This window comes from Microcoleus sp. PH2017_28_MFU_U_A (assembly GCF_020738035.1).
Classification (GTDB): domain Bacteria; phylum Cyanobacteriota; class Cyanobacteriia; order Cyanobacteriales; family Microcoleaceae; genus Microcoleus.
In genome coordinates, this window is the sequence record NZ_JAEQCX010000214.1 from 1 (window position 1) to 3,781 (window position 3,781).

1 protein-coding gene and 1 pseudogene are annotated in these 3,781 nt (G+C 48.6%); both read left to right on the forward strand.

Annotation, left to right across the window (positions count from 1 at the left end):
* Positions 1-130 precede the first annotated feature (130 nt).
* Positions 131-421, forward strand: a pseudogene (locus JGK14_RS34170) (hypothetical protein); the annotation flags it as partial.
* 67 nt (positions 422-488) lie between these two features.
* Positions 489-3,608, forward strand: coding sequence for a phosphoenolpyruvate carboxylase (gene ppc / locus JGK14_RS33715; protein ID WP_293193959.1), 3,120 nt, complete (start codon positions 489-491; stop codon positions 3,606-3,608).
* Positions 3,609-3,781 lie beyond the last annotated feature (173 nt).

The window sequence follows — 3,781 nt, forward strand, 5'->3', positions numbered from 1 at the left end:
GGGCAAATAGTCTCGTGCGGCCACAATTTGCTCAAAAAGCTACCCAAATAGTCAAGGATGGGTAGCTTTGTCCATAAATTAAGTTACAGTTCCTAACCCCGTTAGAGGTGAATCATACAGAAGTGGCAAGAAGTTTAGGTGTGGTCATTGTGGCTGGGTTGGTGATGCTGATGAGAATGGAGCTAAGAATATTTCTGTATTGGGGCTGCTTTTAGACCAGCCTGGAGGCTCAGGACTTGCTTGCTCATTGGAGCAACACGTTCTAGGGCTACTGAAATCCCCGACCGATCGCGCAAGCAGGTCGGGGAAGTTTAAAACACCAGGAAAGGGAGACCCCGAGCTCCAAAGCACGATCGTCATGAGTCATCCGCAAGCACAAATCGCAAATTGTATCAGATGTCTCAAATTTGACTGCAAATAAAAATGTTTTAGGTGAAACTAAACAATACAATTTTCTAGACACCCGCAGCTATTTGAGGAACAGCCCGATGAGTTCAGTCCTCCAGTCTTCAGAACAGGCTATTGATACACCATCTATTCCCCATTCTGCCCCTTACTCAAAATCAGACCTGTTTCTACGCAATCGCCTCAAAGTAGTAGAGGACTTGTGGGAATCGGTGCTGCGACAGGAGTGCGGGCAGGAATTGGTGGATTTGCTCCAACAAATGCGATCGGTCAATTCGGCCGAGGGACAAGCCACTCACTTTCGCGAGTCGAATGTCCTACAGCTAATCGAAAAGCTCGATCTCAACGCCGCCATCCGCGCCGCTCGTGCTTTTGCACTATATTTTCAGTTAATCAACATTGTCGAACAGCACTACGAACAACGAGACCAACAGCTAGCTTACACTGGCAGTAACGATGCTGGCGGGCGGATGTTTGCTAAGCTGCCGGGACAAGCAACGGATGCGCCCGATCGCCCGCGGCACAGGGAAGGCCCGGCCCAAACAGCTCTGAGCAAGGTAGACAGCAGCGAGGCGATCGCCAAAGACGCCGGAACATTTCACCAACTGTTCCCGATGCTACTGCGCTTGAACGTACCCAGCCAGCAAATCCAGCGCTTGATCGATCAGTTAGACATCCGCTTAGTATTCACCGCCCACCCGACGGAAATTGTCCGCAACACGATCCGCACCAAGCAGCGGCGGATGGCGAAGATTCTCCAAAAGCTAGACCAAGTTGACGAGAAATTTCAGGTACTCGGGGCCGACTCAGAAAGCCCCTACCCGGTGTCTTCCTGGGAAGCTGCGGCTCTCCAAGAGCAACTCATGGAAGAAATTCGCCTTTGGTGGCGCACTGACGAACTGCACCAGTTCAAACCGACTGTACTTGACGAGGTGGAATACACCCTGCACTACTTCGACGAAGTGCTGTTTGATGCTATTCCCGAGCTATACCAACGCTTAAAGCAAGCGCTGCACGCTTCTTTCCCTTACCTGAAACCACCTAGTTACAATTTTTGCAAGTTCGGTTCTTGGGTGGGCTCCGACAGAGACGGGAATCCTTCTGTCACCCCAAAAGTTACTTGGCAAACTGCTTGCTATCAACGCCATTTAGTGCTGTGCAAGTACATCAATGCGGTGAAGCGGTTGAACGAACTTTTGAGTTTGTCGCTGCACTGGAGCGACGTATTGCCAGAATTGCTCGAATCGCTCGATCGCGACAAATCAGAATTTCCCGAGGTTTACGAGCAGTGGGCGATCCGCTACCGTCAAGAGCCCTATCGGTTGAAACTCGCCTACGTACTCCAGCGACTGGAAAATACGCGCGATCGCAACTGGCGCCTCTACAAAGGAGACGAGTTACAACGGGAGCGCGAAGCCTTGTCGGAACATCCCGGAATGAGCGGCCTTTATCGATCGGGAACCGAGTTTTTGACCGAATTGCAGCTCATCGAGCACAATTTAATCGAAACCGGTTTAAGCTGTCGGGACTTGGAAAATCTGCTCTGCCAAGTAGAAATCTACGGATTTAATTTGGCTTACCTAGATATCCGCCAAGAGTCAACAGTACACTCCGACGCTTTGAGCGAAATTGCTGAATACTTGCAAATTTTGCCCAAGCTTTACAATGAAATGTCTGAAGGCGATCGAGTGATATGGCTAGCAACAGAACTGCAAACTCGCCGCCCATTAATTCCCGCAGAATTGCCATTTTCTCCCAAAACTTGCGAGACAATTAATACCTTCCGCATATTGCGGCAAATGCACCAGGAGTTCGGCCCGGAAATTTGCGAAACCTACGTCATCAGCATGACCCACGACCTCAGCGATATGCTGGCGGTTTTGTTGCTAGCAAAAGAATCAGGACTTTACGATCCAGCGACCGGAATTAGCAGCATTCAAGTAGTCCCATTGTTTGAAACAGTGGAAGACTTGAAAAAAGCGCCAAAAGTAATGCAGGAGGCATTTGAACTGCCAGTTTATCGGGCTTTATTAGCCGGAGGATACGCCCAAGAAACAGCCAAACCAAGCGAACAAAATCTAGACTGTCCAATCCGAAAAATCAAATTGCAAGAAGTGATGCTGGGCTATTCGGACAGTAATAAAGATTCGGGTTTCCTCAGCAGCAATTGGGAAATTCACAAAGCTCAAAAAGCTTTGCAAATGGTTGCGGAAAAGCACGAAGTAGAATTGCGAATTTTTCACGGCCGTGGCGGTTCGGTAGGGCGAGGCGGCGGGCCTGCTTACAAAGCGATTTTGGCTCAGCCCGGAAAGAGTATCAGCGGGCGAATTAAGATTACCGAACAAGGCGAGGTTTTGGCTTCTAAATATTCTTTGCCGGAGTTGGCGCTTTACAATTTAGAAACCGTGGCGGCGGCGGTAATTCAAGCTAGTTTGCTGCATACAGGTTTCGATGGCATCGACTCTTGGAACGAGATTATGGAAGAGTTATCGGCGAAATCGCGATCGCACTACCGTAATTTAATCTACGAACAGCCAGATTTAGTAGATTTCTTCCACCACGTTACCCCGATTCAAGAAATCAGTCAGTTGCAAATTAGTTCTCGCCCAGCCCGTCGCGGCGGGAAGAAAGACATCAGCGGTTTGCGAGCAATTCCGTGGGTGTTTAGCTGGACTCAAAGCCGCTTTTTGCTGCCTTCTTGGTATGGTGTCGGCACAGCTTTACAAGAGTATTTGCTGGAAGAACCGGAAGAACACATGAAACTTTTGCAGTATTTTTACTTGAAATGGCCGTTTTTTAGAATGGTAATTTCCAAGGTAGAAATGACATTATCGAAGGTGGATTTGCAGATTGCAGAACACTACGTGCGGGAGTTGGCGTTACCGGCAGACAGAGAGCGATTTAAGGCTTTATTCGAGCAAATTGCTGCCGAATTCTACTTGATTCGTAATTTGGTTTTAACTATTACCGGACACCAGAGTTTGTTGGATGGAGATCCATCGCTTCAGCGTTCTGTGCAATTACGAAATGCCACAATTGTGCCTTTGGGTTTGTTGCAGGTTTCACTGCTGAAGCGATTGCGGCAACATGGTACTGGCGGAGTACCCGGTGTGATTCACTCGCGTTACAGCAAGGGTGAGTTGTTGCGGGGAGCTCTGCTGACGATTAATGGTATTGCCGCCGGGATGCGGAATACGGGCTAAAAAACAGGTTTGTAGTGAGGACTTCAGTCCTGCTTTTTCCGAGAACAAAAGTCCTCACTACGAACAGATTTTACAAGGTTTGTAGTGAGGACTTCAGTCCTGCTTTTTCCGAGAACAAAAGTCCTCACTACGAACAGATTGTATAAGGTTTGTAGTGAGGACTTCAGTCCTGC

Bases quoted from the DNA above. Each gene is read 5' to 3' on its own strand.
- ppc (WP_293193959.1), top strand. From the start codon at position 489: ATGAGTTCAGTCCTCCAGTCTTCAGAACAGGCTATTGATACACCATCT.